The 14,137-nt window shown below is 68.9% G+C and carries 13 protein-coding genes; 11 read left to right on the top strand and 2 right to left on the bottom strand.

The genetic code is table 11. The annotated features are described in order from the left end of the window. The first annotated feature begins 4 nt into the window (after positions 1–4). The 8 genes from LMA02_RS22015 to LMA02_RS21980 all read left to right on the top strand — a co-directional run bounded on the left by LMA02_RS22015 (position 5) and on the right by LMA02_RS21980 (position 7,813). Positions 5–1,039: an ABC transporter substrate-binding protein gene (locus LMA02_RS22015; RefSeq protein WP_228909796.1), complete on the top strand. Its 1,035-nt coding sequence runs from the start codon at positions 5–7 to the stop codon at positions 1,037–1,039. A gap of 4 nt (positions 1,040–1,043) precedes the next feature. After that, positions 1,044–2,135, top strand: a complete 1,092-nt coding sequence (locus tag LMA02_RS22010; protein ID WP_228909795.1) for an ABC transporter permease — start codon at positions 1,044–1,046, stop codon at positions 2,133–2,135. Next, positions 2,129–2,929 carry an ABC transporter ATP-binding protein gene (locus tag LMA02_RS22005; RefSeq protein ID WP_228909794.1) on the top strand — a complete coding sequence of 267 codons (801 nt, stop codon included), beginning with the start codon at positions 2,129–2,131 and terminating at the stop codon, positions 2,927–2,929. The genes LMA02_RS22010 and LMA02_RS22005 overlap by 7 nt, the downstream gene beginning before the upstream one ends. Positions 2,930–2,979: 50 nt before the next feature. Further along, positions 2,980–4,161, top strand: a complete 1,182-nt coding sequence (locus LMA02_RS22000; RefSeq protein WP_228909793.1) for a c-type cytochrome — start codon at positions 2,980–2,982, stop codon at positions 4,159–4,161. 37 nt (positions 4,162–4,198) lie between these two features. Further along, positions 4,199–5,155, top strand: a complete 957-nt coding sequence (locus LMA02_RS21995; RefSeq protein WP_228909792.1) for an ABC transporter substrate-binding protein — start codon at positions 4,199–4,201, stop codon at positions 5,153–5,155. 92 nt (positions 5,156–5,247) lie between these two features. After that, positions 5,248–6,114 carry an MOSC domain-containing protein gene (locus tag LMA02_RS21990; protein ID WP_228909791.1) on the top strand — a complete coding sequence of 289 codons (867 nt, stop codon included), beginning with the start codon at positions 5,248–5,250 and terminating at the stop codon, positions 6,112–6,114. Between the two features lie 115 nt (positions 6,115–6,229). Continuing rightward, the gene (locus LMA02_RS21985) at positions 6,230–6,796 is read left to right on the top strand and encodes a TetR/AcrR family transcriptional regulator (RefSeq protein WP_228909790.1); all 567 of its coding nucleotides are present in this window, start codon (positions 6,230–6,232) and stop codon (positions 6,794–6,796) included. Positions 6,797–6,859: 63 nt separating this feature from the next. Next, a complete protein-coding gene (locus LMA02_RS21980) occupies positions 6,860–7,813 on the top strand; it encodes a quinone oxidoreductase family protein (RefSeq protein WP_228909789.1) in 954 nt (317 codons plus the stop codon). 77 nt (positions 7,814–7,890) lie between these two features. On the opposite strand, the gene LMA02_RS21975 is transcribed toward LMA02_RS21980, so the two are convergent. Then, positions 7,891–9,282, bottom strand: coding sequence for a sensor histidine kinase (locus LMA02_RS21975; protein ID WP_228909788.1), 1,392 nt, complete (start codon positions 9,280–9,282; stop codon positions 7,891–7,893). Next, positions 9,279–9,953 carry a response regulator gene (locus LMA02_RS21970; protein ID WP_175705729.1) on the bottom strand — a complete coding sequence of 225 codons (675 nt, stop codon included), beginning with the start codon at positions 9,951–9,953 and terminating at the stop codon, positions 9,279–9,281. The genes LMA02_RS21975 and LMA02_RS21970 overlap by 4 nt, the downstream gene beginning before the upstream one ends. Before the next feature lie 126 nt (positions 9,954–10,079). On the opposite strand from LMA02_RS21970, the gene LMA02_RS21965 reads away from it, so the two are divergent. From LMA02_RS21965 to LMA02_RS21955, 3 genes are all read left to right on the top strand, one after another. Continuing rightward, the gene (locus LMA02_RS21965; protein WP_228909787.1) at positions 10,080–11,180 is read left to right on the top strand and encodes an ABC transporter substrate-binding protein; all 1,101 of its coding nucleotides are present in this window, start codon (positions 10,080–10,082) and stop codon (positions 11,178–11,180) included. A gap of 101 nt (positions 11,181–11,281) precedes the next feature. Then, positions 11,282–13,054 (top strand): ABC transporter permease, encoded by a 1,773-nt coding sequence (locus LMA02_RS21960; protein ID WP_228909786.1) that lies wholly within the window; start codon positions 11,282–11,284, stop codon positions 13,052–13,054. Then, on the top strand, positions 13,047–14,114 hold the full coding sequence (locus LMA02_RS21955) for an ABC transporter ATP-binding protein (RefSeq protein ID WP_105785132.1): 1,068 nt from the start codon (positions 13,047–13,049) through the stop codon (positions 14,112–14,114). Before LMA02_RS21960 ends, LMA02_RS21955 begins: the two co-directional genes overlap by 8 nt. The last annotated feature ends 23 nt before the right edge of the window (positions 14,115–14,137 follow it).

The following is a 14,137-nucleotide window of genomic DNA, read 5'->3' as shown; positions in this document are numbered from 1 at the left end:
CACCATGACCGATACCACCGCACCCGCGCCGACCGGCGCCCATGACGACAAGCGCCGCCGGCTGCTGCGCGCGGCCGGCGCCGCCGCGCTCGCCGCACCGGCGATCACGCTCGGCCGCAAGGCCTGGTCCGCGCCGCCGCTGAAGAAGCTCACGTTCGCGTGGAACCAGAACGCGTTCTGCCTGACGCCGATCGTCGTCGCGCAGGAGCACGGCTTCTTCGAGAAAAACGGGCTGAAGGTCGAGCTGATCAACTACAGCGGGTCGACCGACCAGTTGCTCGAATCGATCGCGACCGGCAAGGCCGACGCGGCGGTCGGGATGATCCACCGCTGGCTGAAGCCGCTCGAAGCCGGCTTCGACGTGAAGATCATCGGCAGCTCGCACGGCGGCTGCGTGCGGCTGCTCGGATCGAAGACGGCCGGGGTGACGACACTGCAGGCGCTGAAGGGCAAGACGGTCGGCGTCAGCGATCTCGCCGCGCCCGGCAAGCACTTCTTCTCGATCCTGCTCGCGAAGAACGGCATCGATCCCGAGCGCGACATCACGTGGCGGCAGTATCCGGCCGACCTGCTCGGCGTCGCGGTCGACAAGGGCGAGATCCAGGCGATCGCCGACGGCGATCCGAATCTCTACCTGCTCGAGAAACGCAGCAACGGCGCGTATGCCGAACTCGCGACGAACCTGTCCGGCGAATACGCGCGCAAGGTGTGCTGCGTGATCGGCGCGCGCGGCGATCTCGTACGCAACGACCGGCCGGCGGCCGCCGCGCTCGCGCGCTCGATCGTGCAGGCCACCGAGTACACGCACGACAACCCGAACGAAGCCGCGAAGGCGTTCGCCAAGTATTCGCCGAAGATCAACCCCGACGACCTGCGCAAGCTGTACGCGACGCTGACCTACACGCACCACCCGACCAACGTCGACCTGCAGCAGGAAATCGCGTTCTATGCGGACGATTTCCGCCGGATCAACGTGCTGAAGAAGAGCACCGACCCGCAGCGCTTCGCGCAGCGGGTCTATGCGAACGTGCTGGGGTGACGCGATGTCGACGATCGAACATACGTCCCCCGCCCGCACCGCGTCGGCCCCCGCCGCTGCCACGGCTGCTGCTACGTCCCGTGCCGCGTGCACGACCTGCGACGCGACGCTCGCGGCCGAAGCCCGTCGTGCGCGCAGCTGGCCGGCCGGCGTCGTCGCGGCGGTCGCATGGGCCGTGCTCGGCGCGATCACGCACCTGTGGCCGAACCGCGTCGTCGGCTTCACCGACTGGGCGTACACCGATACGTTCGGCACCGCCGCATGGACGATCGCCGCGCTGCTGCTGATCTCGGCGACGCTCGGCCATCGCGTGCCGGCCACGCGCGCACGGCTCGCCCGCGTGCGCCCGGCCGGGCCGTGGCTCGTCGCGCTGCCGCTCGTGCTCGCCGCGTGGGAAATCGTCACCGCGAAGACCGGCTGGCTGCCCACGCCGTTCTTCGCGCCGCCGCAGGCGCTGATCGAGGTCTACGTCGACGACTGGCCGCGCCTCGCCGGCAGCGCCGGCAATACGCTGAAGCTGCTCGCGCTCGGGTTTGCCTACGGCGTCACGGTCGGGTTCGCCGTCGGCGTGTCGATCGGCTGGTCGCGCCGCATCGGCTACTGGGTGCATCCGGTGCTGCGCGTGCTCGGCCCGGTGCCGGCCACCGCGCTGCTGCCGCTCACGTTCTACTTCTTTCCGACGAGCTATTCGGCCGCCGCGTTCCTGATCGCGCTGTCGACCGGCTTCCCGGTCGCGGTGCTGACGTGGTCGGGCGTCGCGAGCGTGAACCGGCAGTACTACGACGTTGCGCGCACGCTCGGCGCGAACGCGCGCTTCCTGGTGCTGCGCGTCGCGATTCCGGCCGCGCTGCCGCACGTGTTCGTCGGCATCTTCATGGGGCTGAGCGCGTCGTTCACGGTGCTCGTCGTCGCCGAGATGATGGGCGTCAAGTCGGGGCTCGGCTGGTATCTGAGCTGGGCGCAGGGCTGGGCATCATACGTGAACATGTATGCGGCGCTGATCGTGATGGCGCTGCTGTTTTCCGGGCTGATCGCGCTGCTGTTCGCGGTGCGCGACCGTGTGCTCGCGTGGCAGAAAGGAACCGTCAAATGGTAAGCGCCGCTGTTCTCGAACCCTCCGTTCTCACGGCGCCGCGCGGCGCGCGCATCGACATCCGCCGCGTGAGCCATGCGTTCGACGGCCCCGGCGGCCCGCTGCCGGTGCTCGACGACGTCACGCTGTCGGTCGCGGCCGGCGAGTTCGTCGCGCTGCTCGGCCCGAGCGGCTGCGGGAAATCGACGCTGCTGCGGCTCGTCGCGGGTCTCGACGCCGCGCGGCAAGGCACGATCGCGCAGGACGGCGCCCCGATCGAACGGCCCGATCCGTCGCGCATCGTCGTGTTCCAGGATCCGACGCTCTACCCGTGGCGCAGGGTGCGCGCGAACGTCGCGCTCGGTCTCGAAGCGCGCGGCGTGGCGCGCACCGCGCAGCATCGCGTCGACGATGCGCTCGCGCGCGTCGGGCTGCAGGAGTTCGCGAACGTGTTTCCGCATCAGCTGTCGGGCGGGATGGCGCAGCGCGTCGCGCTCGCCCGCGCGCTCGTCAACGATCCGCGCCTCCTGATCCTCGACGAGCCGCTCGGCAAGCTCGACTCGCTGACGCGCTTGACGATGCAGGCCGAGCTGACCGCGCTGTGGCAACGCGACGGGTTCTCCGCGCTGCTCGTCACGCACGATGTCGAGGAAGCGCTGTTTCTCGCGCAGCGCGTGATCGTGTTCGGGCCGCGTCCCGCACGCATCGTCGCGGAACTGCGCGTCGACCTGCCCTATCCGCGCCATCGCGGTGACCCGCGTCTCGCCGAGCTGCGCCATGAGGCGCTGCGGCATCTCGGCCTCGATGCGAGCTGGTAGATGGGCGGTGCCGTTCGCAGGATTGCCGGTGCGCGGCAAAGGCCGCGCCGATGAGTGCACCGCCGTTTTCCGACTGGGCGCTCCTGTTCCTGCAACTGCTGTATCGCGCGCAGGTCGCGTTCGCGCGCGTGCTGCATGCGGCCGGCCTGACCGGCGATGCCGATGGACAGGCCGCATGGCCCTGGGCGCACCGGATCGCGCTCGAAACGCTGCGCATCGACGCGGCGCTCACGCGCCAGCTCGCGTTCGCGGGGGCGGCGAGCGCGCTCGCCGTAGCGCTGGGCTGCGTCGCGATCGCGTCGCGCAAAGGGCGTGCGGCATCGGCAATCGCCGCGCTGGCCGTTGCATGGTTCGCACCGTGGCCGCCGGCATCGCTGTGGCTCGCGCCAGCGGCACCGACCAGTTTCCAGCGCAATCCCGCGCCGTTTTCCGTCGCGAACGTGATGCGCGGCGAGCACCTGTATGCGCAGCATTGCGCGGCTTGCCACGGCGCGGACGGCCGCGGCGAAGGGCCGCTCGCGGCGACGCTCGCGCATTGGCCGCCGACCTTCGCGGGCGCGCTGCTCGCGCGCCGGCTCGACGGCGAACTGTACTGGCGCGTGCGGCACGGTACGCACGACGCACGCGGCGCGGCGTCGATGCCGGGCTTTGCCGCGACGCTCGGCCCGGCCGACACGTGGGCCGTGCTCGATTACCTGAAAGCGCTGTCGGCCGGCAGCGGCGCGCAGGCCGAAGGTGCGTGGCCCGTGCCCGTCCCGCTGCCGGCGCTCGACGTTCGCTGCGGCGGCGCCGCGCCGCAACCGCTCGCGCGCTGGCGCGAAGGCCAGCGCGTGCGCATCGTCGCGCTCGCGCCGGCCGGCACGCCGCCGCGGGAAGACCCGCGCTGGCAGACGCTGCTCGTCACCGCCGGCGACACGCCCGCACCGCCGCCCACCGGCGTGCGCGCGAACTGTGTCGCATCGACGCCCGATGCCTGGCAGGCGTTCGCGACGATCGCGGGCGTGCCGCCCGATGCATTCGGCGGCACGCAACTGCTCGCCGACCGGCGCGGCTGGCTGCGTGCGCGCGCGTTGCCGGGCAGCACCGGCTGGTCGGCATCCGACCTGCTGTGCCGCTCGGATGCCCCCGCACGCGCGCCGGCAGCCGCCGCGAACGTCGATCCGCTGACCGCGCTGCTGTTGCGCGTCGATGCCGAACCCGTGCGCGACGTGCAAGCCGGGCTCCCGCACTGAATCCCCGAACCGTTTCCCCGCTCGACAGAACTTCACGATGAACCCGACCCGACGTCACTTCCTCGCGCAAGCAAGCGCCCTCGCCACCACCCTCACCGTCGCCCCGGCCGCGCTCCATGCGCAATCGGGCGCGCGCCCGCTGCTGCGGGCCGGCGATCAGAAAGGCGGGCTGCGCGCGCTGCTCGAAGCGGCCGGCGAACTGAACGGCCTCGCGTACGACATCGCGTGGACCGAATTCCCGGCCGCCGCGCCGCTGGCCGAAGCGCTGAACGCGGGGGCCGTCGACTGCGGGCCGATCGGCGACGCGCCGGTGATCTTCGCGCTCGCGTCGGGCGCCCGCATCAAGGTGATCGCCGCGAACCGCTCCGACCCGTACGGCACCGCCGTGCTCGTGCGGCCCGACGCCACGCTGAAAGACGCCGCCGACCTGAAAGGCAAGCGCATCGGCACCACACGCGGCTCGATCGGCCATTTCGTCACGCTGAAGGCGCTCGACGCGGCCGGCTTGCCGCCGGACGCCGTATCGTTCCGCTTCCTGCCGCCGGCCGACACGATGCTTGCGCTCGCAACCGGATCGATCGATGCGTGGGCAACCTGGGAGCCCTATACGGCGCTTGCCGAAACGAGCGGCCGCGCGCGCGTGCTCGTCGACGGCCGAGGCCTGTGGTCGGGCCTCAGCTACGTCGCGGCAACCGACGCGGCGATTGCGTCGAAGCGCGACGTACTGCGCGACTTCCTGCAACGGGTCGTGCGCGCGCAGGTCTGGTCGTACCGGCACGTCGATGCGTATTCCGCGGCCCTCGCGCGCATCATCGGCATCCCGCCGGCGGCCGCGAAGCTGCAGTTCGAGCGCCGCAACACGCGCTGGCAGCCGATCGACGCGACGGTGATCACCTCACAGCAGCGCACGGCCGACTTCTACCTGAAGGCCGGGCTGCTGCGCCAGCCGCTCGACGTGCGCACGACCTTCGACCTCGGCTTTGCGCTCGCATAACCGGCCGCGCGGCGGCGCACAACCGCCCGAACGGTTTTCGCACGATCTGGCACAATCGCGATTCGATCATCCCGCCTTCGTCAGCCAGCGTCATGCCAGCCATCTCCGAACTCTTCGTCTACCCGATCAAGTCCTGCGCCGGCATCGCGCTGTCGCGCGCGCAACTGCTCGAAACGGGCCTCGCCTACGATCGCCACTGGCTGATCACCACCCCCGACGGGATGATGATCACACAGCGCACGCACCCGCGCCTCGCGCTGATCCGCACCGCGCTCGACAGCGATGCGCTCGTGCTGAACGCGCCGGGCATGCCGGAGATCCGCACGCCGCTCGACGGCGACGCCACGCCCGCCACGCCGAAGATGGCCGCGACCGTGTGGCGCGACACCGTCGACGCGATCGACACGGGCGCCGAAACGGCTGCGTGGCTCACCGAATTCCTCGGCGTGCCGTTGAAGCTCGCGCGCTTCGGCGCCGACGCGCGCCGCGGTTGCAACCGCAAATGGACCGGCGACGTCGATACGCACACGCAGTTCGCGGACGGCTATCCGCTGCTCGTGATCGGCCAGTCGTCGCTCGACGACCTGAACGCGAAGCTCGTCGCGAAAGGCGTGCCGGCGATCCCGATGAACCGCTTCCGCCCGAACATCGTCGTGTCGGATCTCGACGCGTATGAAGAGGATTTCCTCGAGCATCTCGACGCCAACGGCGAGACGCCCGTGCGGCTGCGCCTCGTGAAGCTGTGCACGCGCTGCCCGATGCCGACGATCGACCAGGTGACCGGTGCGCCGAACCCCGACTGGCCGCACGAGCCGACCGACACGATGCAGACCTATCGCGCGCACCCGAACTACGACGACGCGCTGACGTTCGGCATCAACGCGATCGTCGTCGAAGGCGCGGGCGCGTGGCTCGAGGTCGGGCAATCGGTCGAAGCGGAAATCGGGTTCGGCGACTGATCGACCCGCCACGACGACTGCCGGACATGCGTGCACACGCGCCGGCAGATCAAGCCTTTGGCTCCCCATCAACAATGTTATTGAACGATCGTTCCTGATCTGATATAGTCCGCACATGGCAAGACCAAGGGAATTCGACACGGACGCAGCGCTTGACGGCGCGATCGCCGTTTTCAGCGAGCATGGGTTCGAGGGCAGCTCGGCCCAGATGCTCGTCAGCGCGATGGGCATCGGGCGGCAGAGCCTCTACGCGGCCTTCGGCGACAAATGGCAGCTTTACCTGTCGGCCGTGCGCCGCTACGGGATGGGCGAATGCGCTGCGCACTTCGACGCGCTGCGCAGCGGCGCACGCGCGATCGACGGGATCGACGCGTTGCTTCGCCGCGTGGTCGAGACGGCCGCCCAGCCCTGTCTTGGCACGATTTCGATCTACGAATTCGGCGCGTCCCGCCCCGAGCTCGCGGAGATCCATGCGGTGCTGGGCCACAGCTTGATCGCCGCGATCGCTGCGCGGGTCCGCGATGCGCAGCGCGAAGGCGACGTGGCCGCCGGCCTCGTCCCTGAAGCGACCGCCCAGTTCCTGATCGCGAACATCACCGGCATCCGCGTGGCCGGTCGCGGCGGCGCCGACCACGCGAGCCTGACCGCGTTGGCCGATATGACGCTGCGGGCGCTGAGGTAGATTTTTTTTGGCAAATTAATGAATGATCATTCAATAATGAGGTGAGTCATGAAAGCTATTGTGATGAACGGCATCGGCGGCCGCGACATGCTTGAGCAGGTCGAGCGGCCCGCCCCGGTGGCGCGTACGGGCGAGGTGCTGGTCGAGATCGCCTTCGCAGGCGTCAACTTCATGGACATCGGCGTGCGACAGGGCATGGCCTGGACCGGGTGGCCCAACCCGAAGATTCTTGGCGTCGAAGGCGCGGGCCGGGTCCTGGCGGTCGGCGACGACGTCGAGGGCATCGAACCCGGCCAGCGCGTCGCGTGGGTCTACGCGCCCGGCAGCTATGCGGAGCAGATCGCGATCCCCGCCACGTCGCTGGTGCCGGTTCCGGACACGATCGACGATCGCACGGCCGCCGCCGTGATGATGCAGGGTCTCACCGCCAGCCATTTCGCGACCGATTTCTATCCCGTGCAGCCGGGCGACGTCGCTTTCGTCCACGCGGCTGCCGGCGGCCTGGGCCTGCTGTTGACGCAGATCATCAAGCTGCGAGGCGGCCATGTGATCGGTCGCGTCTCGTCCGAAGACAAGGTCGCCGCGGCCACGGAAGCGGGCGCGGATCATGTGATCGTCGATACCGGGGGCCGGTTCGCCGCGAAGGCACTGCGCCTGACCAAGGGCGAAGGCGTGCACGTCGTCTACGACGGCTCCGGGCCGAAAACCTTTCAGGGATCGCTCGACGTGCTGCGCCGCTCGGGAACCTTCTGCTGGTACGGTCCGGTGCTCGGCGGGCCGGGGCCGATCGACCTCATGAGCCTGCCGAGGAGCATCAAGATCGGCTATGCGACCTTCTTCGATCATATCCACACGCCCGAACTGCTTCGCGCGCACTCGGCACAGCTGTTCGACTGGATCGCGGAAGGCCGGCTCAAGATGCGGATCGGCGGCGAATACCCGCTGGCGGACGCGGCGCAAGCGCATGCCGACATGGAAAACCGCAAGTCCGTCGGCAAGCTGCTGCTGAAGCCGTGAGTGCCGGGGCGCCCGGTCGGCAGGCCGCGCGCCCCGCCACTCGGCTGGAACGGCCACGAGGCGTCTTGAAACCGTCTCTAACGATGGCTCGCCGCCGGCAGCCGCACCGTGACCACCAACCCGCCGCCGTGCGCATCGGCCAGCGTCACGCTGCCCTGATGCACGCGCGCGATCTCCCGCACGATCGACAACCCGAGCCCCGTGCCTTCGACCGTCTGCGTCTTGCTGCCGCGATGGAAGCGTTCGAACACGGCGTCGCGCTCGCTGGCCGGAATGCCCGGCCCGTTGTCGATCACGTCGAGCCGCGCATGCTCGCCTTCGCGCGACACGCGCACCGTGATCACCGCACGGTCGCCCGAATAGCGGATCGCGTTGTCGATCAGGTTGCCGATCATTTCGCCGAGCAGGTCCGCTTGGCCGAGCACGTCGACATCGGCCTCGTGCTCGAAACCGAGGTCGATGTCGCGCGCGCGCGCGACGGGCGACCAGTCGAGCGTCACGCTGCGCGCGAGCCGGTGCAGCGCGACCGGCTGGTGCGCGACCGCCTGGCCGCTGTCCGAATCGAGCCGCGACAGCGCCAGCAGCTGCTGGACGATCTTCGCGGCCTGCCGCACCGCGCCGTTCACGCGCCGCAGATGCACGTTCACGCGCGGCTGCTCGGCCGGTCGCAACGCCAGCTCGACGCCTGCCTGCACGGCCGCGAGCGGCGTCTTCAGCTGATGGGCCGCATCCGCGAAGAAGCGCCGCCGCGCGACCTGCATCCGCTGCGTGCGGCCGATGTACTGGTTGATCGACTCGACGAGCGGCGCGAGTTCGCTCGGCATGCCGCCGGTGTCGAGCGGCGTCGGATCGCCGTCGCTGCGCGCGGCGACCGTCGCCGACAGCCGGTTCAGCGGCCGCAGCCCGCGCCCGACGCCGAGCCACACGATCCCGAGCGCGAGCACGACGAGCAGCCCCTCCTGCAGCAGCGAGCCCACCAGGATCTCGCGCGCGAGCGCCTGGCGCGCCTCGATCGTCTCGCCGACCATCACCCAGACGATGCGCGTCTGCGCGGTCGGCACGTCGTGCACCGGTACGCGCAGCGCGGCCATGCGCAACTGGTCGCCGCGATACATGACGTCGTAGTAGCGCGTGACGAACAGCGCGCCGTCGCCCTGCGGCAGCGGCAGGTCCGGATAGCCGGTGATCGTGTGGCCGTTGTCCGCGCGGATCAGGTAGTAGATCTTGCCGCCGTCGCCCGACTCGAACATCTCGAGCGCGAGATACGGCAGGTCGACCTCGATCTCGCCTTCGTGGAGGCGCACGCCTTCGCGGATCAACTTCAGCGACGACGACAGCGTGCGATCGAACGCGACGTGCGCGGCGCTCATCGCGCGCTGGTACGTGAGCCACGAGTCGAGCGCGAGCAGCCCGAGCAGCGGCAGCAGCAGCCACAGCGCGACCTGCGTGCGCAGGTTCGGGCGGGTCATTCCACGGCCTTCGCTTCGAGCAAATAACCCAGCCCGCGCAGCGTGACGATCGCGACGCCGGTGTTCTCCAGTTTCTTGCGCAGCCGGTACACGTAGATCTCGATCGCATCCGCGTTGACCGACTCGTCGAGCCCGAAGATCTTCTCCGACAGCGTCTCCTTGTTGATCGCGCGGCCGTTGCGCAGGATCAGCACCTCCAGCACCGAGCGCTCGCGCGGCGTGAGCGACAGCGGTTCGCCGGCGAGATGGAAGCCGCGGTCGATACTGTCATACGAAAGTGGCCCGCATTCGACCCGCGAATGCTCGTGGCCGTGGCTGCGCCGGATCAGCGCGCGGGCGCGGGCCTCCAGCTCGGTCAGCTCGAACGGTTTCGCCAGATAATCGTCGGCCCCGAGATCGAGCCCCTTCACGCGGTCCTCGACCGAGCCGTGCGCGGTGAGGATCAGCACCGGCACCGGATTGCGGCGCGCGCGCAGCCGCCGCAGCACCTCGAGCCCGTCGAGCTTCGGCAGCCCGAGATCGAGGATCACCAGCGCGTAGTCCTGCGTGCGCAGCACGTGATCCGCCGCCTCGCCATCCGCCATGTGATCGACCGCGAAGCGCGCGGCGCTCAGCGCGTCGTTCAGCGACTGGGCGAGGTTCGGGTTGTCTTCGACGAGCAGCACACGCATGGGGACCTCGGGAAATCCATGACACAAAGGACGCTATTGTGAACCGAAATGAAAGCGGGCTGAAAGTGCGTCGCAATTAACATCCGCGTCACTCGAACAACACACACGCATAACTGGAGGAAGACAATGCCGTTTGCACCGAAACAGCTCGCCGCCGCGCTGGCGATCGTCCTGGGCACCGCCGCCGGCGCTGCCGTCGCGCAGGTTCCGGCCGGATATCCGGGTAACTACCAGGGTGTCATCGATGCCGCGAAGAAGGAAGGCAAGCTGATCGTCTACTCGACGACCGACACGGGCCTCGTGCGCCCGCTGATCAAGGACTTCGAAAGCCTGTACGGCGTGAAGGTCGAGTACAACGACATGAACAGCACCGAGCTGTACAACCGCTACATCAGCGAGAACGCGGCCAGCAGCACCAGCGCCGACGTGCTGTGGAGCTCCGCGATGGACCTGCAGGTCAAGCTCGTCAACGACGGCCTGATGGCGTCGTACGATTCGCCCGAAAGCCCGAACGTGCCGCAATGGGCGCAATACCAGAAGCAGGCGTACGGCACGACGTTCGAGCCGCTCGCGATCGTCTACAACAAGCGCCTGATCCCCGAGAACGAGGTGCCGAAGACGCGCGCCGACCTGATCAAGCTGCTCACCACGCAAGCCGACAAGTTCAAGGGCAAGGTCACGACCTACGACATCGAGAAGTCGGGGGTCGGCTTCAACTACCTGACGCAGGATGCGCACGTGAACGAGAAGGTCACGTGGGAGCTCGTGAAGGCGATCGGCGCGACCGGCCCGAAGCTGCAGTCGAGCACCGGCGCGATGATGGAGCGGATTTCGTCGGGCGAGAACCTGATCGGCTACAACATCATCGGTTCGTATGCCTACGCGAAGGCGAAGAAGGACAAGTCGATCGGCTACGTGTTTCCGAAGGACTACACACAGGTCGTGAGCCGCCTGGCCACGATCTCGAAGAAGGCGAAAAACCCGAACGCCGCGAAGCTGTGGGTCGACTACCTGCTGTCGCAGCGCGGCCAGACGCTGATCGCGAACCAGGCGAACCTGTACGCGATCCGCACGGACGTGACCGGCGAAACGTCGGCCGCGAGCCTCACGAAGGAACTCGGCGATTCGCTGAAGCCGATCCAGATCGGCACCGGCCTGCTCGTTTATCTCGATCAGTCGAAGCGCCTCGCGTTCCTGAAGCAATGGCAGCAGGCGATCAAGCGCTGATCCGCTGACCTCGGGCCGCCCGCCGCACCGCGCGCGGGCGGCCCCCTTCCCCTTACCGACTTCCTAGAGGCGGCCATCCGGATGGCCGCAGGGGTAAACTCATGCTTTCAACCAGCACACGCGGAACGGCGCCGGCCGTTCCGCCCTTCACCGGCCAGGACGGCACGATTCCCGCGCTGCCGGCCAACGGCCTGCAGCCGCTCGCCGGCATGCTGCGCTGGATCGTCGTCGCGGTGCTGACCGTCGCGGTCGCGCTGCCGCTCGGCTTCATCCTGTTCCAGAGCCTGCTTTCCGCGCCGTTCTTCGACGCGAACAAGACGCTCGGCATCGAAGGCTTCCGCTTCATCTTCACCGACCCGGACTTCTGGTTGGCCGTGAAGAACTCGTTCATCATCGCCGGCGGGATGCTGTTCATCTCGATCCCGCTCGGCGGCATCCTCGCGTTCCTGATGGTCCGCACCGACCTGCCCGGCCGCCGCTGGCTCGAACCGCTGCTGCTCACGCCCGTGTTCGTGTCGCCGATGGTGCTCGCGTTCGGCTACGTGGTCGCCGCCGGCCCGGTCGGTTTCTACTCGGTGTGGTTCAAGGAAATGTTCGGGGTGCAGAACGTGCCCTGGAACGTGTACTCGATCTTCGCGATCACGGTGATCGTCGGCCTCACGCACGTGCCGCACGTGTACCTGTACTCGTCGGCCGCGCTGCGCAACCTCGGCTCGGACGTCGAGGAAGCGGCGCGCGTGACGGGTGCCCGCCCGTTCCGCGTCGCGCTCGACGTGAGCCTGCCGATGACGATGCCCGCGCTGCTGTTCGCCGGCGTGCTCGTGTTCTTCCTCGGCTTCGAGGTGTTCGGGCTGCCGCTCGTGCTCGGCGATCCGGAAGGCCACCTCGTGCTCGCGACCTACCTGTACAAGCTGACCAACAAGCTCGGCGTGCCGTCGTATCACCTGATGGCCGCGGTCGCGGTGTGCATCGTCGCGATCACGTTCCCGCTCGTGCTGCTGCAGCGCCGCCTGCTGAAGACGGCGAACCGCTTCGTCACCGTGAAGGGCAAGGCCGGCCGCTCGACGGTGCTGCCGCTCGGCGTGTGGCGCTGGGTCGCGCTCGCGATCGTCGCGCTGTGGCTGATGCTGACCGTGATCGTGCCGATCTCGGGCATCGTGCTGCGCGCGTTCGTGACCAACTGGGGCGAAGGCGTCGCGCTCGCCGAAGTGCTGACCCTGGCGAACTTCATCGAGCTGTTCGAACAGGACAACCTCGTGCGCGCCATCGTCAACACGCTCGGCATTGGCGTGATCGGCGGCGCGGTCGCGATCGGCTTCTACTCGCTCGTCGCGTTCGCCGGCCATCGTCGCAACGACTGGGCGACGAAACTGCTCGACTACCTCGTGCTGCTGCCGCGCGCGGTGCCGGGCCTGCTCGCCGGTCTCGCGTTCCTGTGGATCTTCCTGTTCGTCCCGGGCCTGCGCGAGCTGAAGAACTCGATGTGGAGCATCTGGATCGCGTACACGGTCGTGTGGCTCGCGTACGGGATGCGGCTCATCCAGAGCGCGCTGCTGCAGGTCGGCCCGGAACTCGAGGAAGCCGGCCGCAGCGTCGGCGCGACGCGCAGCCGCGTGTCGCTCGACGTGACGCTGCCGCTCGTGCGCTTCGGCCTGCTCGCCGCGTGGCTGCTGATCTTCATGATCTTCGAGCGCGAATACTCGACCGCCGTCTATCTGTTGTCGCCCGGCACCGAAGTGATCGGCGCGCTGCTCGTGTCGCTGTGGGCGACCGGCGCCGTCGACCAGGTCGCCGCGCTCTCTGTCATCAACATCGCGATGGTCGGCGCCGGTCTCGGCGTGGCCCTGCGCTTCGGAGTGAAACTTCATGGATAAGCTCATCGTCGACGACCTGCATCTCAGCTACGGCGCCAACCCGATCCTCAAGGGCGTGTCGTTCGAACTGAAGGCCGGCGAAGTCGTGTGCCTGCTCGGCGCGTCGGGCAGCGGCAAGACCACGCTGCTGCGTGCGGTGGCCGGCCTCGAACAGCCGTCCGACGGGCGCATCCAGCTCGACGACCGCGTGTTCTTCGACGGCGCGCGGCACGTCGACCTGCCCGTCGAACAGCGTTCGCTCGGCCTCGTGTTCCAGTCGTACGCGCTGTGGCCGCATCGCACCGTCGCCGACAACGTCGGCTACGGGCTCAAGCTGCGCCGCGTGGCGCCGGCCGAACAGAAGCGCCGCGTGCAGGCCGCGCTCGACCAGCTCGGCCTCGGCCATCTCGCCGAACGGTTTCCGCACCAGTTGTCGGGCGGCCAGCAGCAGCGTGTCGCGATTGCGCGCGCGCTCGTCTACAACCCGCCGGTGATCCTGCTCGACGAGCCGCTGTCGAACCTCGACGCGAAGCTGCGCGAGGAAGCACGGGCATGGCTGCGCGAGCTGATCGTGTCGCTCGGGCTGTCCGCGCTCTGTGTGACGCACGACCAGACCGAAGCGATGGCGATGTCCGACCGCATCCTGCTGCTGCGCAACGGGCGCATCGAGCAGGAAGGCACGCCGGCCGAGCTGTACGGCGCGCCGCGCTCGCTGTACACGGCCGAATTCATGGGCAGCAACAACCGTATCGACGCACGCGTCGCCGCCGTCGACGGCGAACGCGTGACGCTCGCCGGCGACGGCTGGGAGCTGCAGGCGCTCGCCCGCGACACGTTCGCGCCGGGCCAGGACGCGCAGGCCGTGATCCGCCTCGAACGCGTGCAGGTCGCCGACGGCCCGGGTGCGAACCGGCTGCAGGCCGATCTCGTCACGTCGATGTATCTCGGCGACCGCTGGGAATACCTGTTCCATTGCGGCGAGATGCGCCTGCGCGCGTTCGGCCACGTGCCGCGCGCGGCCGGCACGCACTGGATCGAATTCCCGGCCAACGACTGCTGGGCGTTCGCGAAAGCGGGCTGACCAGGGCTCGACGGCCTGCGCGC

Source organism: Burkholderia sp. B21-005, from assembly GCF_020843965.1.
GTDB classification, from domain to species: domain Bacteria; phylum Pseudomonadota; class Gammaproteobacteria; order Burkholderiales; family Burkholderiaceae; genus Burkholderia; species Burkholderia ambifaria.
The sequence above is the reverse complement of the archived record's forward strand: the minus strand, read 5'-3'. Positions and strand labels throughout refer to the sequence as shown.

Excerpts from the sequence above, each read along its gene's own strand:
- LMA02_RS22015 (WP_228909796.1), top strand. The coding sequence starts at position 5 with ATGACCGATACCACCGCACCCGCGCCGACCGGCGCCCATGACGACAAG.
- LMA02_RS22010 (WP_228909795.1), top strand. The coding sequence starts at position 1,044 with ATGTCGACGATCGAACATACGTCCCCCGCCCGCACCGCGTCGGCCCCC.
- LMA02_RS22005 (WP_228909794.1), top strand. The coding sequence starts at position 2,129 with ATGGTAAGCGCCGCTGTTCTCGAACCCTCCGTTCTCACGGCGCCGCGC.
- LMA02_RS22000 (WP_228909793.1), top strand. The coding sequence starts at position 2,980 with ATGAGTGCACCGCCGTTTTCCGACTGGGCGCTCCTGTTCCTGCAACTG.
- LMA02_RS21995 (WP_228909792.1), top strand. The coding sequence starts at position 4,199 with ATGAACCCGACCCGACGTCACTTCCTCGCGCAAGCAAGCGCCCTCGCC.
- LMA02_RS21990 (WP_228909791.1), top strand. The coding sequence starts at position 5,248 with ATGCCAGCCATCTCCGAACTCTTCGTCTACCCGATCAAGTCCTGCGCC.
- LMA02_RS21985 (WP_228909790.1), top strand. The coding sequence starts at position 6,230 with ATGGCAAGACCAAGGGAATTCGACACGGACGCAGCGCTTGACGGCGCG.
- LMA02_RS21980 (WP_228909789.1), top strand. The coding sequence starts at position 6,860 with ATGAACGGCATCGGCGGCCGCGACATGCTTGAGCAGGTCGAGCGGCCC.
- LMA02_RS21975 (WP_228909788.1), bottom strand. The coding sequence starts at position 9,282 with ATGACCCGCCCGAACCTGCGCACGCAGGTCGCGCTGTGGCTGCTGCTG.
- LMA02_RS21970 (WP_175705729.1), bottom strand. The coding sequence starts at position 9,953 with ATGCGTGTGCTGCTCGTCGAAGACAACCCGAACCTCGCCCAGTCGCTG.
- LMA02_RS21965 (WP_228909787.1), top strand. The coding sequence starts at position 10,080 with ATGCCGTTTGCACCGAAACAGCTCGCCGCCGCGCTGGCGATCGTCCTG.
- LMA02_RS21960 (WP_228909786.1), top strand. The coding sequence starts at position 11,282 with ATGCTTTCAACCAGCACACGCGGAACGGCGCCGGCCGTTCCGCCCTTC.
- LMA02_RS21955 (WP_105785132.1), top strand. The coding sequence starts at position 13,047 with ATGGATAAGCTCATCGTCGACGACCTGCATCTCAGCTACGGCGCCAAC.